Source organism: Streptomyces sp. SDr-06 (assembly GCF_003324565.1).
Taxonomy (GTDB): domain Bacteria; phylum Actinomycetota; class Actinomycetes; order Streptomycetales; family Streptomycetaceae; genus Streptomyces.
Genome location: NZ_QOLA01000020.1, coordinates 115,920 through 131,234 on the forward strand (window position 1 = coordinate 115,920; position 15,315 = coordinate 131,234).

The following is a 15,315-nucleotide window of genomic DNA, read 5'->3' on the forward strand; positions in this document are numbered from 1 at the left end:
CTTGTGCGCGGCGAGCGCTCGTTGACGGCCGTCACGGTCAGCATGGCCCGCGCGGAATCGGTCCGGGCGAATGCACCGGCTTGGTGGACGAGCCGGCCTGCGAGGGTGCGGTGGTGCCGAAACCATCAGAGCGAGAGCCGCTCCGCCCGCCACCTCGGTACTGTGACGTCGCATGACCGACACCGAGATCACCGCAGACCTGGTTCGCGACCTCCTGCGGGAGCAACATCCAGATCTGGCGGGGCTGAGCATTCGCGAGGTGGCGGGCGGCTGGGGCAATCAGATGTGGCGTCTCGGGGACGAGTTGGCCGTGCGCGTGCAGCGCATGGATCCCACTCCGGAGCTCCAGCTCAAGGAACGACGATGGCTGCCGGTGCTGGCTCCGCGCCTGCCGCTCCCCGTGCCGACTCCGGTGCGGTGCGGTGAACCGTCGCACCGTTTCCCCAAGCACTGGACCGTGATGACGTGGGTTCCCGGCGAACCGCTGGATCACGGCTCGATCACCCGCGGCGCCCACGCGGCCGACGCGCTGGCGGGCTTCCTGCGGGCACTCCACGTGGAGGCGCCTGCCGAGGCACCGATCGGCGTGGACTTCGGCGCGCACCCGAAGAACTGCACCGAAGGCTTCGAGAACTTCTTCCAGATCGTTGCGGCCGACGACATCGCGGCAGACACCCGGGCCGTCTGGGACGACGCCGTCGCGTCCCCGGAGTGGGATGGCCCGCCGATGTGGGTGCACGGCGACCTTCATCCCGCGAACGTCGTCGTCTCGGACGGAACGTTCTCGGGCATCGTGGACTTCGGCGCCTTGTTCGCGGGCGATCCGGCGTGGGATCTCGCCGCCGCGTGGCTGCTGCTGCCCGCGGGCATGGCCGAGAGGTTCTTCGACCGGTACGCGCGTGCGGATGAGGCGACGATCCGGCGGGCCCGCGGGCTGGCCGCGCTGAAGTGCCTTTTCCTGATGTGCATGGGGCAGGCCGGAGACCGGGGCCTTCCCGGCGGCAAGCCGAACTGGGGGCCGGTGGGCCGTGCGGCGCTTGAGCGGGTCCTGAAGGGCTTGTGATGCGGGGTGGTGCTGGGGCCCGCGGCGATGGAGCACGAGGCTTTCTTCATCCGCGGATCCGCTGTCATCTGCACATCCGATGCCTCACGAACCACCGGATGTGCTGCCGCACGACAGCGGCCGACTACGGCGTGCCCTTCCGCTCAGCGGCGGTGAAACCGCGAAGTGACCACAGCCCGTACAGGGCCAGCAGCGGCTTGACGATCAGCCACTCGCCAGGACGGTAGTCGTCTGCGCGCACGAGCCTCTTGGCGAGATCAGGACGCTGCCGTCGCAAGTAGGCGCGCGCCTTGAGGGCATGAGCGGGCTGGGAGACGATCTTGATGCGGTCGACGTCTTCGAGCAGTGGGATCACGTTCGTGATGTTCTCCCATGTCGTCGTGCTCTTGTCTTCGAGCAGCACGGAGCCGTCGAACCCGAGGACCGATTGTGCGTAGTCGGCCATCAGCTCGGCTTCCGCGACACCACCGCCCGGGGCACCGCCGCTGAAGATCACGTGCGTCTCACGCGCGCGGTCCGCGTCGACGGAGCGGATTCCGGCGCGGACCCTCCAGCGGTTGATGAAGTTCGCTGTCGCCTGCGGGTTTCGATAGCCCAGCACGACCACGGCCTCGGACTCACCTCCGCCTTCTCCGGTCAGGGCCCGAGACCAGCGCCAGTTCAACCACTCACCCCAGGCCAAGGTCGCGGCGCCGGCGATCGTCAGTCCTGTCCGTCGTCGCATGCGGCGACTCTAGGACACCGCGACATCGGCCCGGCAACTGCAACTTGGGACCCGAGGTTCAGTCACCCGTCGGCGGTGGGGCCTTCGTCGCCCGGACCAGGTATTCGGGTTCGAGTACGAACACGGGGATCGCACCCCGCCTCGGCCCGCTGCGGCGGTTCGGGCGGCGCCCCGGCACCGTGGCGGCGGGACGCCCTGGTGAGCCGCCGCCACGGTCCCGGATCTAACGGGCGAGGAAGGGGACCAGTACCGCGCTGAGTTCGGCGGGCGCGTCCAGGGCGATGAGGTGAGCAGCGGTGGCGAACTCGACCAGGGTGGCATCGGGGATCTCGGAGGCGTAGCGCCGCCCGATGTCCTGGAAGTCGGTGACGTCGAGCTTGCCGATACCGACCAGCGCAGGGACGGAGATGGTGGCGAGGTCGCCGGTCGAGGCGCCCTGGGAGTGCTCTGCCACGAGGTCCTGGTTCACCAGTGATGTCCGTATCGGGCCGCGGAGCCGGTCGGCCAGTCCGTCGGCGACGTCCTCCCAACGCCGTGCCGGCCCGCGCAGCCACATGTCCAGGTTGATGTCGAGGGCGGCGTCCAGGCCGCCCGTGGCCAGGGCCGCCGTTTCCGCCTCGTCGTACGCGACCATCTCCGCCGACCAGTCGTATCCCCGCCATGGCGGGGCGAACAGCGCCAGGGAATCCACTCGGTCCGGGTGGGCGAGAGCGAAGTCCAGGGCCACCCGGCCGCCCCAGGAGGCGCCGACGAGCCGGACCTGCGCGTGGCCGAGGTGGTCCAGCAGACGGCGCAGGTCGTCGGTCTCGCTGAACGGGCCGGTCGGCGGTGCTGATTCGCCGAAGCCGCGCAGGTCGTAGCGGATGACGGTGTGCCGTTCCGCCAGCTCGGGCACGATCGCGTCCCACATGCGGTGGTCGGCGATGCCGGCATGCACGAGGACGACGGGCGGTCCGTCTCCGGTGACGACGTAGGAAAGGTGGCCGAGGTCATCGGCGAGGGTGATCATCCGCAGATGGCCGCAGAACAACGGTGCAGGGGCTACCCAAGAGGTTTCGCCGCCCCTGCCGTCCGACCCCCGCGGCTTCATGCGGTCGGTGTACCTGCCGGGGTGCGGTCCTGTGGGTTGGTGGCGCTATGCGGAACCGGTGGTGCTGGTCGGCGGAGCCTGCTGATAGAGCGTTACCAGCACGCCGTGCACGGGCTGGTCCTCTGTCTCTTCCTCTGCCTCGTCGACCAGCTTGGTGAGGGTCTCGCCGAGTTCTCTCGCCTTCGCCGGGCTGAGGCGCAGGTGGCGCAGTGTCAGGTGGGGTTCGGCGGGAGCACGGTCGAGCTCCTGGGCGACCGCGGCGAGCATCGCGGCGGTGCCTGCCGCTTGGGGTTCGGCGACGACCATCTGTCGAGCCGTGCGCTGGTAGTACTGCTCGGTGCCTCCACGGACCTGGCGGGTCTCGGCGATGTGGACAAGACCGGCTTCGCGCAGCACTTTGAGGTGATGGGCCACGTTGCCCTTCTTCGCGTCGAGTTGCGCCGCGAGCCGGCTGATGGTGGCCGGCCGCTGGCCCAGGGCGAAGAGCAACCGCTGACGCAACGGGTGGGCGAGCGCCGCGAACTGCTGAGGTGCACTGATCTCCAGGACGTCCTCAGGAGGTGGCGGGCAGGAAGGCTCATCTCGCATGGTGAAAGTGTCTAAAGTCTTTGACGCTTTGGCAAGGGCGGTGCTCTACTTCCCGCCATGACAACTCTGACGAACCTTCGGCCTGCCTCGGTCATCGACGAGACGGCCCGGCTGCTGACCGAGCACTACGTTTTCCCCGAGACGGCCGAGCAGCTCGCCGGCCTGCTGAAGGGGCGCCTCGCCGAGGGCGTCTACGACGTCGACGGTGCCGAGGAACTCGCCCGACTGGTCACCGCGGACCTTCAGTCCGTCAATGGCGACCGACACCTGAGGCTGAAGCACCACGCCGACCCGGTGCCCTCGAAGAAGGGAGCGGCCACCTTGGACTCGATGCGGCGGGAATTCGATGCCTCGCTGGGCGGTGCGCCCCGGGTGCGCTTGCTCGAAGGAGGGGTCGCCGCGGTGGAGCTGGCGCCGATGCTGTTTCCGCTGGAGTGGGCCGCGGAACCGCTGACCGCCGCGCTCACCCTGGCCTCACGCGCCCGGGCGCTGATCGTGGACCTCCGCTCCAACCGCGGCGGCGACCCGGACACGGTGGCGTTCGTCTGCAGCTACCTGCTGGACGAGCGCACCCACCTCAACACCATGTACTGGCGCGACGGCGAGCGCAGCGAGCAGTCCTGGAGCCTGCCGCACGTTCCTGGCGCGCGCTTCGGCGGCAGCAAGCCGCTGTATGTCTTGTCCAGCGACACCACCTTCTCGGCCGCTGAGGAGCTCGCGTACGACCTCCAACAGCTCGGCCGGGCCACAGTCGTGGGCGAGCGCACCCGGGGCGGCGCACATCCGTGCCAGGGCTGGACCGTGCACCCACATCTGGAGGCCACCATCCCCGTCGGCCGTGCCATCAACCCCGTCTCGGGTACGAACTGGGAGGGCACCGGCGTGCAACCGGACGTCCCCTGCGCCGCTGCTGAGTCCCTGGACCAGGCGCTCGCGCTGGCCCTCGCCCAACTGGGCGGCTGACCCGGTCCACGCATACCCGACAGCGGCGGTGCGGAAAAAGTCGGGTGCTCAAGGCCGGTGCCGTCGCACGATGAGGGCATGGATGACACGAATTTGGTATCCCGCTTCCTCCGCGACGTCTTCGTGAAGCTGGAGGGCGCCGTCGCCCCGCGTGTCGCAGCGGACTGCGCGCAGCTGCTGTGGCGTGAGACAGGCTGCGACCAGGACGATCCAGCGACGTGGACGCGGCCCGTGCACTGGGTGGCCGGCATGGCCCAGGGGCCGTTCGCCGCCGCGCCCAACTCTCCCTTGCTGCACCACGCCTACGATCTGCTCGTCGGCGCCGGTCGTTGGGAGCCCCGCTACTCGCTGGGCTCGTTCCCCCTGCGCTTCCCGCACACGGAGGAGCCGGACGACGCGGGCTGGCACATCGAGGGCAGCTATCTGCCGGAGGGCGAGAGCTGGTACTTCACCAATCTGCGTTCCCGGGACCGTGCACTGCTCATGCTGTTCCTGTTCAGCGAGGTCGGTGAAGCGGATGCGCCGACCCGGATCCGGGTCGGTTCCCACCTCGATGTGCCGAAGGTGCTGGAGAAGTACGGAGAGGACGGGGCGAGCGGGCTGGCGCTCGCGCCCGACCTGGTGGCCGCGTCCGACCACCGCCCCCTGGCCCTCGCCACCGGCTCGCCGGGCGATGTCTTCCTGTGCCATCCGTTCCTGGTGCACGCGGCGCAACCGCACCATGGGGTGCGACCGCGTTTCATGGCCCAGCCACCGCTGATGCCGGCCGCGCCGTACGAACTGGAGCGGGCCGACGGCGCGTACTCACCCGTGGAGATCGCGATCCGCCGGGGTCTGGGACAGGACACACCCGGTCACCACTGGTAGGTGAGGTAGGCCAGGCTGTCACCCACGGTGCGGTTGCCGACGAGGCGCAGGGCCTTGGGGGCGCCGGTCGGGTCGAAGAGGCGGTCGCCCGCGCCCATGACGAGCGGGAACACGGCCAGCCGCAGTTCGTCGACGAGGTCGTGCTCGATCAGCGTGTGCACGAGCTGGGAGCTGGCGTAGACGCGGATCTCGCCCTTGACCGTGTGCTTCAGGCGCGCAGCCTTCTGCACGATGTCACCGTCCAAGATGGTCGAGTTCTTCCAGCCGGGATCTGAGAGCGTGGTGGAGGCGACGTATTTGGGCAGGCCGTTCATGCGGTCCGCGAGCCGGCCGGTGCGTGACGGGTACCGCCCGGCGAAGAATTCGTAGCTGCGCCGTCCCAGCAGCAGGGCCTGCGCGCCCAACGCGTCGTCCAGGATGAGCCTGTTCCAGGCTTCGCGGTCGGTCGGAGTGATCCCGGCACGCCAGTCATGGCGGCTGAAGCCCTCCTCGCCGGTCGGGTCCTGAAGGACTCCGTCGAGCGAAACGTTCTCGAAGACGACGATCGTGCCCATCTCGGTGCTCCTGTGTTCGGATGGTCTGGCTGTCACTGGTACGGACACCGCGCCATCGGCGGAACTGGGCGCACGGCGGCCGCCCAGTTCGGCGGTCGGCCGGTGTCCATACCCGAGAAAGTGCAGGGGGTGAGGGAGAGGTGGGCACGAGGATGGCGAGCGGCGACCTGATGTCGAAGGCCCGGGCCGGCGACGGTGACGCGTTCCGCGCACTGGTCGAGCCGTACCGCGCGGAGTTGCGGGTGCACTGCTATCGGATGCTCGGATCGTTGCAGGACGCCGAGGACGTCCTTCAGGACACCCTGCTGGCCGCCTGGCAGGGCATCGAGGGATTCGAGCAACGCGCCTCGATGCGGACCTGGTTGTACCGGATCGCCACGAATCGGTGCCTCAACGCGCGGCGCTCGGCTAGCCGGCGCCAGGCCAGGGAGTGGAGCGTGCCCCATGTCGAGCCGCCCGAGCCGACGCGGCTCGGCGACGTCGTTTGGCTGCAGCCGTATCCCGACTCCCTGCTCGAGGCCGTCACCGAGTCGCCGCTCGGGCCGGAAGCCCGCTACGAGCAGACCGAGTCGGTCTCCCTGGCCTTCGTCACCGGTCTACAGGCGCTGCCGCCTCGCCAGCTCGCCGTTCTCGTCCTGCGTGACGTCCTCGGATTCCACGCCCGCGAGGTGGCCATCATGCTCGACTCGACCGTCGACTCGGTCAACAGCGCCCTCAAACGAGCCCGCGCCGCCCTGCGACGCCGCCCGCCGCACGCGGCGGACGGCCAACCGCCCGCACGCGGCTCGGCCCCGGAGAACGCGATCGTGGCGAAGTTCGTCCACGCGTGGGAGTCCGCCGATGTCGACGCGCTGGTGGATCTTCTGACCGACGACGTCTTCGTCGCGATGCCGCCGGTGCCCTTCGAGTACGAGGGCAAGGACCTCGTCGCCCGCTTCTGTGCGGCCATCTTCCGCGCTGACCGGAGGTTCGACCTGGTCCCGACGCGTGCCAACGGGCAGCCGGCGTTCGGAGCGTATCTGCGTGCCGGTGACGGCATCAGCCACGGGACCGGCCTGTACGTGCTCACACTCTCCGGCGACCGCGTCAGCGCCATGATCCGGTTCGAGAACGACGTGCTGCCCTGGTTCGGGCTCCCGCGCTCACTCCCGAGCCGATAGCCCCGGTCAGCGAATCACTTGCCGTGCCGCTCAGTCGATGCAGAACTCGTTGCCCTCGATATCCAGCATCGGGATGCAGGAATCGGTGCCGTCATACAGGGTTTGCACGTGGACCGCGCCGAGGGGGATCAGCCGTGCGCACTCGGCCTCGAGCGCGGCGAGGCGCTCTTCACCCACAAGCCCGGTGCCGACCCGCACGTCGAGGTGCACCCGGTTCTTTGCGGCCTTCCCTTCCGGTACGTGCTGGAAGTACAGCCGCGGGCCGACACCTGAGGGATCCTCACAGGCGAACCATGCGTCCCGCTCCTCAGGTGTCCGCGATGCCTTGAAGTCGTCCCACGTCGCAAACCCCTTCGGTGGCGCCGGCACGACGTACCCCAACACCTCGCACCAGAAACGAGCGAGGCGCTCGGGTTCCGCGCAGTCGAAGGTGACCTGGAACTTCTTGATCGACGTCATAGGTCCACCCTAGGGGCGGTGCCGCTCACCGAGAATCGGATTTTCCCGCCGAGGCGGTCGCCGGCCTTTTCGACCACGAGCGCCTCGTACGGACACCGTGGCGATCATGCGCGACGTCATGCCAGACGCCGCGCCCGCAGGTCAGCCACGTACTTGGTGATCAGGTCCGGTGTCAGATGGGGGATGTCGTGGTGCTCGTCGAGGGCTGCGGCCCGTACTGCCTCGCGGAAGCGGTCCGCCGGCAGGGCGGATCCGGGCAGTGGCTCTTCCGGGCGGGCGAAGGCGTGCAGCAGAGGGAGCAGTGAATGCTGCTTCTGGCGGTCGGGCAGGCTCCGTAGCGCGGTCTCGAAGCGTTCGAGCCACTCGGCGTAGTCCTGAACACGCGTCAGCGGATGGCCGGTCGCGGCCAACCAGTCGACGAACGTGTCGAGTGAGATGCCGTCGTCGTGCGGGTTGACCACGTTGTAGGTGCGGTAGCCCTCGCGTGCGTCGTCCCCCAGGGCGGTGATGGCGCGCGCGGTGAAGTCCACGGGAAGCGCGTCGTAGTGGCCGCCGCCTGTGGCCCGCGTATAGAAACTGCCCGGCGCGATGCCTGTCGCCAGCAGGCTGAGCAGCAGGCGGGTGAAGACGTCCGAGACGTTGAGTTGGCCGCGGTAACGGGGATGCGCGAGGATCAGGTTCGAGCGGAAGACGGCGACCGGAAGACCGAACGTTTCGTGGGCGGCGCGCAGCAGCACCTCGCCGGCCCACTTGCTGGCCGCGTAACCGTCGGCGTAACCACCTTCCAGGTCGCGTGTCGAGCAGGTGGTGCGGAGGTCCGCCGACTCATCGGCCGCCGCCTCGTTGCCGAAGACGACTGCGACCGTCGACAGGTAGGTGAACTGCTTGACGCGGGAGGTGATCGCGAGCCTGATCAGTTCGGCCGTTCCCAGGACGTTGGGGCCGAACAGCTGGTCATAGGGCAGGACGTGGTTGACCAGCGCCGCCGGGTGGACGATCAGGTCCACGGTGTCGGCCAGTGTCCGCCAGGACTCCTGGTCGAGCCCGAGGTTCGGTTCCCCGATGTCACCGGCGATCACGTGGAGATGCCGGGCGGCGGACTCGCGGTAGCGCTCGATGAGTTCGGGGTCGCCGCTGTCGAAGGCCGCGTCGAGCCGCGCCCGGGCCGTCTCGGCGGAGGAGCCGCGCACGATGCACACCAGCCTGCCGCCGCGCTCCGCCAGGCGCTCCAGCCACTCCAGGCACAGGAAACGGCCCAGGTAGCCGTTGGCGCCTGTCAGCAGGACGGTCCGGGCTTCGGGCAGCGGACCGGTCGGCTGTGCGGCCTGCGCGACGGTCTCCGGGCCAAGGAATGCGTCCAGCTGCACATCGGCTGCGTAGAGGCGCCTCGCATCGGGGCCGTGAACGCTGTCGGCGGTGGGTCGGCGTTGTTCCGATGCGAGCGCCCGTTCGATGTGACCGGCCACGTGGTGCAGGGTGTTGACCGGGTTGATGACCACGTCGACGGGCACGTCGACCTGGAAGATCTTTTTCAGCGTCTGGGCGAACGACAGCGCCGTGAGGCTGTCACCGCCGAGTTCGGTGAAGCGTGTGCCGGGCTGGACATCCTCGTCCTCCTGGCCAAGAAGCGCCCGTGCGGACCGGAGGACGGTCTGCAGTACCGGCTGCTCCGTACCGACGTGGCGCAGGGCTCGCACTGCGCGGTCCTCACGGTCGGACAACTCGGCGTACAACGCTTCGAGTTGGCGGCCGTATCGCTTGGTCAGGGCAGGGCGCAACGGCTTGCGTACTGCGGAGAGCAACCCGTTCTCCTGACTGAACGGCTCGCGCTCGATGAGGAAGTCCCGTGGAATCTCGTAGGAGTTGAGTCCCGCATCGGCGGCGAGGCTCCGCAGGGATTCTCGCAGGATCCGCCGCAGGCGCCGGGGGTCTCCGGCGGCGCGGGCGAGGGCGTCCGTCGTGGGTACGACGACCGCGAGGAGGTAGGCACGGGCACTGTTGCCGTACAGGAAGATCTGGCGGACGGCCGGGCCGCCGGTGAAAAGGGCCTCCAGGCGGGAGACTGTCACGAATTCGCCCTGTGACAGCTTGAGGACGCTGGAGCGGCGGTCCACATACCGCAGTTCGTCGGGGCCGACGCGGGCCATGATGTCGCCTGTGCGGTAGAAGCCGTCCTCGTCGAAGACCTCGGAGGTGGCATCCGGGCGCCGGAAGTAGCCGGGAACGAGCCGGTCGGACCTGACCAGCAGTTCGCCTCTGGGGTGGGGTGAGTCGGTGGCGAAGTATCCCAGCTCGGGAACATCGGCCAGCTTGTAATCGGTCACCGGCGGGCGCAGCACCCGGCCGTCGAGAAGGACGATTCCGGCTTCCGTCGACCCGTAGCCGTCGTGCAGTCTGACCTGGAGGCAGCTCTCGACGAACGCCGTCATGTCCGCGCTCAGCGGCGCCGAGGCGCTGACGGCCCACAAGAGGCGGCCGCCCATGACCTCCTCCCGCAGCTCCTGCTTCACCTGCTCTTCCGGGTCGGCCTCAGCGCCGGCCGCCCCGTTCCGGCGGGACACCTCGTCCCGGTAGTGCCGCAGGAGCATGTCCGCGATGCGGGGCACCATGACGAATTCGGTGGGACGGACCAGGGAGAGGTCTTCGAAGAGCGTCGACAGGTCGCTGGACGCCGCGAAGCAGGCGAGGCCCCCCTTGGCGAGCGTGCCGAACAGGACGCCCCTTCCCATCATGTGACTCAACGGCAGGTAGTTCAGCACGATGGCGGGCCGACCCATCTGACCGGGGACGAAGTCGACCCAGAACTGCCTGACCTGTCGCTCGGTGTACATGGCGCCCTTGGGGACGCCGGTACTGCCCGAGGTGTAGATCAGAGCGCTGAGCGTGTCCTCCGAAGCCCCCTCGGGAACCCGGGGGAGCGATGGCAGGGTCCTTCCCCGGTCGATGACCGACGCGAGTGTGTCCAGGGCCGCGCCGTGGCCCTGCGTCGTGAGCCGACCGCGCGCGGACTCGTATATCTCCTGGTGGCCGGTGACCTCGGGATGGTGGCCGATGACGATGACCCTGACCACCGAGGGAGCGTTCGCCGTGACCTCGAGCGCGACCTCCAGGTGGTCGATGTCCACGACGAGCAGGCGCGGCCCGGTCTGCTCCACGATGGGGGCCAATTGTTCCGCCGCGGCGCCGACCGGCAGGGGGACGGACACCACGCCGGAACGCACGCAGGCCAGATCCGCCACGGTGTACGCGGCGCTGGTGGGACCGAGAACGGCGACGAAGTCACCTGGGTTCAGTGCGTGTTCGGGGTGATGCCGCCACTCGGCGGCCACGGCGCCGACCCGTTCCCAGAGTTCGCCGTAGGTGAGCGTGGTGAACCGCTGGAGGAGGCGTCGCGTGGTGCGGCCCGTCTTCGGGTCGGTGACCGGCTCGGTGGCCCGCTCGCCCAGGGCGGGGCGGTCCGCGTACCGCTCCATCACCGTGGCCATCAGGGCTGCCAGGGGAAGTCCGGGACGGCGGATCGCTTCCGTGACGGCGTCCAGGGGCGCGGTGTCGCGGAACTGTACGTCGGTCGCGAATAAGTGGGCGCTGCGTCGCTCGGCGGGTGCGTCGAACTCGTCAGCGGGGGAGGGGGACACGGGCAATCTCCTTTGTGGCCGCGGAAACGTGGTCAGGGGGTGGCTTTGCCGTTGGAGCAGGGTGGTCTGGTCAGCGGGAGGGCGAGCTCACTGGTCCTCCTCCGCCCGTGGTGCGGCGGTCTCGTGGTCGCGGGTGAGCTGGACGATCGCCGCGGCCGCGGCACGGGCGTCGCCCGCGTCCTGGGCTTCGATCGCGTCGACAAGCCGCCGGTGCAGCCGGGCGTGCTCCTCGGCGTGGGCGGCATCCCAGGACAGGCCCCCCAGGGACGAGGTGAGTGCCGTGCCGAGGTAGTCGTACACCTCGACCAGCAGGTCGTTCCCGCTCGCCCGGACCACAGCCCGGTGGAAGAGGGCGTCGACGTTCGTGGCCGCTGCCGTGTCCGCGCCGGCGCTGGCCGCGTCGGCGTCGGCCAGCAGCTCCCGCATCTGCCGCAGCTGACTCTCGTCGCGGCGCAGGGCCGCGGCTCCCGAGGCGTACTCCTCCAGCACGGTGCGCAGCTCCAGCACCTTGTCCCGCTGCGTGGAACTCGCCCGCCGCACCATGACCGACTGAAGCTCACTGGCGGAGCGGACGTAGGTGCCGTCCCCGGCCCGGGGCTCCAGCAGCCCCAGGTGCACCAGCGCGCCGATCGCCTCGCGCAGCGTGCTGCGTCCTACGCCGAGTTCCTCAATGAGTGCCTGTTCCGAGGGGATCCGTGTCCCTACCGGCCAGCCCCCCGCCTCGATGTGCGAGCGGAGGCTGTCCACGAGCTGAGCGGACAGGCTGGCTGTCCGTCGCGGTGCGTTGATGCGCTTCATGCCAGCAGGCTACACAAACATCAGACGTTTGGACATCATGCTGGTAGCTATGCACCACCGACCTTCCGGCGCGAACTTCATTCGGTCTGCTGGAGGTTGTGCGGTGGCGCCGGGCTGGAGGTCACTGCGCGGTGCCCGGAACCCGGGGGTGAATCGCCTCTGCCGCGTGCTGATGACCGGGGGGTCGCGGTGTCGCCCGCAGGTGCAGCGCTGCGAGCAGCAGGCAGAGTACGGCCATCGTGGACCATGACGCGGTCGCCCCCGCACGGGCGAGCAACTGGGTGCCGAGGACGGGGGCAAGCGTTGCGGCGACGCCCCAGCTGGTGCCGAACACGGCCAGGTAGCGACCGCTTCCGCCGGGCGGGGCGAGGTCGGTGACGAGCGCGTACACGCGGCCCATGACCAGCAGGTCGCCGAGGCTCCAGACGACGGCCGCGGCGAGCAGTGCCGGCAGAGTGCGGGCGAGGGCGTAACCGGTCAGTCCTGCGGCCAGGAGGAGATGGGCGAGGGAGAGGGCGAGGGGCGTCCCGAGCCTGCGCACCCGGGGCAGTTGGATCAGTGGCTGGGCGAGCACGGTGGTGGCCGCGGCGGCGGTGAACAACAGTCCGGCGTCGGCGGCCGGCAGGCCCTGCCGTGTGAGCGCGAGGGGCAGGGTCATCACGGTCTGCTGGTGAATCAACGCGTAGGCGGTGCCGGTGGCGAGGACGCCCACCAGGGCGCGGTCCCTCAGCGGTCGCACGAGGGTGTCGCCCGGGTCTGCTCCGGGCCGTGCCGGTCGGTCATGGGGGAGGGCGAGCCGGATGAGCAGCGCGCAGGCCAGGCATGTCGCGGCGTCGATGACGAAGAGCCAGCGCAGATCCCAGCGGCCGACGACGGCGGCCAGCAGTCCGGCGCCCATGCCGCCCAGTGCCAGCGCGGCGCTGAACAGGCTGAACGCGCGCACCCGTTGCCGTTCCGGAACGGACTCGCCGATGATCGCCTGGCTCGGCGGCTCGTAGAGCTCGAAGGCCAGCCCTAGCAGGATCGCGCTGGCGACCACCCAGGTGAGCGAACCGGAGCCCGCGATGGCCAGTTGGGCCACCGCGCATCCGCAGAGGCCGAGCACGATGGTCGTCCGCCGGCCGACCCTGTCGGCCAGTCGTCCGCCGACCAGCCGCGAGGGGATGGTCGCGAGTCCGAAGGCGGCGCTGACCAGTCCGGCGGTGGTCAGACTAGCGCCGTGGTCGGCGCATATCAGCGCGGTGAGAAAGGGCAGTGAGAAGGCTCCGAGGCGGTTGACGGTCCGGGCGAGCAGGAGCAGGCGGACGGTGCGGGGCAGCGGTTCGGGGCGCAGCACGGCGCCTCCCGTCACTGGTTATTGGTCTATTGTCAGTGACGAGCACCGTAGACAGGCGGAAGGTAACTGGTCAAGTGTTGTTCGACAGTCACATGCGGACTCTGCTCGATGCCTCGGTGGCGCTCGTCAACGCGCTGACCGACGGTCAGGCGCGCGGCCGGGACTACCTCGCGCCCGAAGGCGCCGAACGGGTCGGAGCGGTCCGCGCCGCACTCTCCGCCGGGGCAGACCTGAGACTCGACGAGGCCAACCGGTTGGCCGACACCGCCCGCGCCCTGCGTACGGTGTTCGAGGCCGTCGCCGCCGACCGCCTCGACGACGCGGCGCCCGCCCTCAACGCGCTGTTGCGCGAGACCGGCGCGCGCCCCCAGCTGGATCGGGCTCCTGGCGAGCCGTGGCAGGTCCACTTCCACGGTGCCGACGACTCCTACGCGGTCGGTTGGAGTGCAGGCTGCGCCACCGGTCTCGCCATGGCTCTCGGCGGCGACTACGCCGGCCGCCTCGGACTCTGCGCGGCCCCGCGCTGCGACCGGGTCTACGTGGACGTGTCCCGCAACGCCGGTCGCCAGTTCTGCTCGACCGCCTGTCAGAACCGGGTCAAGGCCGCGGCGTTTCGTGCGCGGCAGGCGGGCGACGGGACCTGAGCCTCCGTCCGTCGCGTGTGGCTGCACATGGGGCGGCCCTGACGCCGGGGAGGGAGGCGCCAGGGCCGGTGAACACGAACCCCCAAGGGGGCGGGAGCCAGACGTGTTGCCCTGCCCAACGCCCAGACCCGCTCGAAGTCACGGTCCGCCGGTCTGAGGAGTTCCCGCGGCCCGACGATCCTCCGCGCGGGCGCGAGCCTCGCTGGGCTCCGGCTGCCACGAGTCCGGAGCGGGGGCTCAGTCGGGAGGCGTCTGCGTCGATGCGGTTGACGGGCTCTCGTCGGGAGATGCGGGCTTGCGCCCCTGGAGCATCGCGCCACGCGAGCGGATGGAGGCGATGGCCTCGGCCAGCTGATCACGCAACAAGTCGGCGGCCGCGGCGGAATCGGCTGGTTTAGTGGCCGGGTCCTGGACGTTTCCTTGACGGTGCTGGTTCATCAGGCGCGCATACCCCGAAGCGAGGACTCCGGACAACCCCACACAGAATTCACACACAGGATCCAGAACAGGCCCCCGGCGGCATGGACCGACCCCTGCGTCACCCGGCCAAGGAGCCTCGGTCTCCAGCCGGATCGGCATCGCGCAGGAACGAGCGTGTGGCGTCTCTCCGGAAAGCCGTGGACGGACGCGTTGTGCGGCGATGGTGTTGTCGGGGCCCGTTGGTCAGGGATGTCTGGTGTCGGTGCCGGATCTTCTGATCGCCTCGTCCAACACCGCGTCGCTGAGGGGCGGGTGGGCGAATGTGGCCCGGGTGTTGGTGAGACCGGCCAGCACGATGTCGAGGTGTCGCTGCCATGCGTCCGGGGCGAGTCCGGCGGTGGTCTCGATGACACCGCGCATGCTCCAGACGACGGCTCCGATGTCGGCCAGGGCGACGTCGGGATGGACCGCATGAGCCTTTTTGGCCGTGACCAGCAACTCGGCGATTTTGGCGTAGATGAGTTGGCGTTGCTCGGGCCGGGCCATTTCACCGAAGGCGTGGGGCAGGACGCTGCGGCTGGTGGCCAGGTGCACGCCCGCCGTCCGCAGAAACCGCTCCAGCTGCCGGTCCGCCGGTTCCTCCAGGGCCCTGTCCAGGAGGGTGATCAGGCCGTCGAAGAACCAGGTCGCCAGTGCTTGAAGCAGTGAGTCCTTGGTGGGGTGGCGGAGGTACAGGGTGGCGGGGGCCACGTGGACCTGCCTGGCGATCTGAGCCATGGAGGCGTTGGGGTGCAGCTCCTGCAAGGCCCGTGCCACGTCCGGCAGCAGGCGGTCCTCGTCCACCTGCTCGTGTTCGGGACCTGAGTCCGGCTGGTGCTGCTGCGCGTGTTCGGATCCCGTCACGTTCCCTCCTCGGACCGCCCGCCCAGGATCTCCCGCTGCGGATCAGATTCCCAGGGTCGACCAGCCGAGGCGCTGCCCTGAGCATTAGGCCAACAGCGGCACGCCCGCTCG

15 protein-coding genes are annotated in these 15,315 nt (G+C 69.6%); 5 read left to right on the forward strand and 10 right to left on the reverse strand.

The window, feature by feature from the left end; all coding sequences use genetic code 11:
* Positions 1-172: 172 nt before the first annotated feature.
* Complete coding sequence (locus DT019_RS30620) at positions 173-1,063, forward strand: aminoglycoside phosphotransferase family protein (protein WP_114040210.1); 891 nt, start codon at positions 173-175, stop codon at positions 1,061-1,063.
* 124 nt (positions 1,064-1,187) lie between these two features.
* Here the strand turns inward: DT019_RS30620 and DT019_RS30625 are convergent, their stop codons facing one another.
* The 3 genes from DT019_RS30625 to DT019_RS30635 all read right to left on the reverse strand — a co-directional run bounded on the left by DT019_RS30625 (position 1,188) and on the right by DT019_RS30635 (position 3,465).
* Complete coding sequence (locus DT019_RS30625) at positions 1,188-1,787, reverse strand: YdcF family protein (RefSeq protein WP_114040211.1); 600 nt, start codon at positions 1,785-1,787, stop codon at positions 1,188-1,190.
* 223 nt (positions 1,788-2,010) lie between these two features.
* Positions 2,011-2,796, reverse strand: coding sequence for an alpha/beta fold hydrolase (locus DT019_RS30630; RefSeq protein ID WP_114040259.1), 786 nt, complete (start codon positions 2,794-2,796; stop codon positions 2,011-2,013).
* 126 nt (positions 2,797-2,922) lie between these two features.
* Positions 2,923-3,465 (reverse strand): ArsR/SmtB family transcription factor, encoded by a 543-nt coding sequence (locus DT019_RS30635; RefSeq protein WP_114040212.1) that lies wholly within the window; start codon positions 3,463-3,465, stop codon positions 2,923-2,925.
* Positions 3,466-3,522: 57 nt separating this feature from the next.
* Here DT019_RS30635 and DT019_RS30640 point away from each other — a divergent pair, with 57 nt between their 5' ends.
* Both DT019_RS30640 and DT019_RS30645 read left to right on the forward strand, forming a co-directional pair.
* Entirely contained in the window at positions 3,523-4,428 is a 906-nt protein-coding gene (locus DT019_RS30640; RefSeq protein WP_114040213.1) for a S41 family peptidase, read from the forward strand.
* 78 nt (positions 4,429-4,506) lie between these two features.
* Positions 4,507-5,295: a phytanoyl-CoA dioxygenase family protein gene (locus DT019_RS30645; RefSeq protein ID WP_114040214.1), complete on the forward strand. Its 789-nt coding sequence runs from the start codon at positions 4,507-4,509 to the stop codon at positions 5,293-5,295.
* Here the strand turns inward: DT019_RS30645 and DT019_RS30650 are convergent.
* Positions 5,283-5,849 carry a dihydrofolate reductase family protein gene (locus DT019_RS30650; protein ID WP_114040215.1) on the reverse strand — a complete coding sequence of 189 codons (567 nt, stop codon included), beginning with the start codon at positions 5,847-5,849 and terminating at the stop codon, positions 5,283-5,285. The two genes, DT019_RS30645 and DT019_RS30650, sit on opposite strands and share 13 nt — an antisense overlap.
* Positions 5,850-6,001: 152 nt before the next feature.
* Between DT019_RS30650 and DT019_RS30655 the strand changes: the two genes are divergently transcribed.
* A complete protein-coding gene (locus DT019_RS30655) occupies positions 6,002-7,009 on the forward strand; it encodes an RNA polymerase subunit sigma-70 (protein ID WP_114040216.1) in 1,008 nt (335 codons plus the stop codon).
* Positions 7,010-7,039: 30 nt separating this feature from the next.
* On the opposite strand, the gene DT019_RS30660 is transcribed toward DT019_RS30655, so the two are convergent.
* From DT019_RS30660 to DT019_RS30675, 4 genes are all read right to left on the reverse strand, one after another.
* On the reverse strand, positions 7,040-7,468 hold the full coding sequence (locus DT019_RS30660; protein ID WP_114040217.1) for a VOC family protein: 429 nt from the start codon (positions 7,466-7,468) through the stop codon (positions 7,040-7,042).
* Between the two features lie 116 nt (positions 7,469-7,584).
* Positions 7,585-11,103: a carboxylic acid reductase gene (gene car / locus DT019_RS30665; protein ID WP_114040218.1), complete on the reverse strand. Its 3,519-nt coding sequence runs from the start codon at positions 11,101-11,103 to the stop codon at positions 7,585-7,587.
* 87 nt (positions 11,104-11,190) lie between these two features.
* Positions 11,191-11,901: a FadR/GntR family transcriptional regulator gene (locus DT019_RS30670; protein ID WP_114040219.1), complete on the reverse strand. Its 711-nt coding sequence runs from the start codon at positions 11,899-11,901 to the stop codon at positions 11,191-11,193.
* A gap of 121 nt (positions 11,902-12,022) precedes the next feature.
* On the reverse strand, positions 12,023-13,237 hold the full coding sequence (locus DT019_RS30675) for an MFS transporter (RefSeq protein ID WP_223279845.1): 1,215 nt from the start codon (positions 13,235-13,237) through the stop codon (positions 12,023-12,025).
* A gap of 74 nt (positions 13,238-13,311) precedes the next feature.
* Between DT019_RS30675 and DT019_RS30680 the strand changes: the two genes are divergently transcribed.
* Positions 13,312-13,881 (forward strand): CGNR zinc finger domain-containing protein, encoded by a 570-nt coding sequence (locus tag DT019_RS30680; protein ID WP_223279846.1) that lies wholly within the window; start codon positions 13,312-13,314, stop codon positions 13,879-13,881.
* A gap of 237 nt (positions 13,882-14,118) precedes the next feature.
* Here DT019_RS30680 and DT019_RS39205 read toward each other — a convergent pair whose 3' ends face one another.
* Together DT019_RS39205 and DT019_RS30685 are read right to left on the reverse strand one after the other, a co-directional pair.
* Positions 14,119-14,319: a hypothetical protein gene (locus DT019_RS39205; RefSeq protein ID WP_147267365.1), complete on the reverse strand. Its 201-nt coding sequence runs from the start codon at positions 14,317-14,319 to the stop codon at positions 14,119-14,121.
* 225 nt (positions 14,320-14,544) lie between these two features.
* Positions 14,545-15,204 carry a TetR/AcrR family transcriptional regulator gene (locus DT019_RS30685; RefSeq protein WP_114040221.1) on the reverse strand — a complete coding sequence of 220 codons (660 nt, stop codon included), beginning with the start codon at positions 15,202-15,204 and terminating at the stop codon, positions 14,545-14,547.
* Between the last annotated feature and the right edge of the window lie 111 nt (positions 15,205-15,315).